At 70.2% G+C, this 319-nt stretch carries 1 pseudogene; it reads left to right on the top strand.

What is annotated here, in order from left to right:
- Nucleotides 1–317 (top strand): annotated as a pseudogene (locus BZY54_RS17080) (DUF4190 domain-containing protein); the annotation flags it as partial.
- Nucleotides 318–319: the final 2 nt, after the last annotated feature.

Genomic DNA, 319 nt, shown 5'->3' with positions numbered 1-319 from the left:
CGCCCGGACATCCCGGCTACACGGCCTACGGCTGGCCCGGCATGCCGCAGGCCCCGCAGAACGGCCTGGGCATCGCGGCCATGGTGCTCGGCATCCTGTCCTGCTGTCTGTTCTGCCTGTACGGCGTGGTCTCGATCGTGCTCGGCATCCTCGCCGTGGTCTTCGGCATCAAGGGCCGCCGCAAGGCCGAGCGGGGCGAGGCGGACAACCACGGCCAGGCCCAGGCCGGTTTCGTCACGGGCATCATCGGCATCGTCCTCGGCATCGCCTTGCTCGTCCTGGTCGTCATCGGGATCACGGCCGCGGTCCACGACGCGGA

This window comes from Streptomyces carpinensis (genome assembly GCF_002154505.1).
Classification (GTDB): Bacteria; Actinomycetota; Actinomycetes; order Streptomycetales; family Streptomycetaceae; genus Streptomyces; species Streptomyces carpinensis.
The sequence above is the reverse complement of the archived record's forward strand: the minus strand, read 5'-3'. Positions and strand labels throughout refer to the sequence as shown.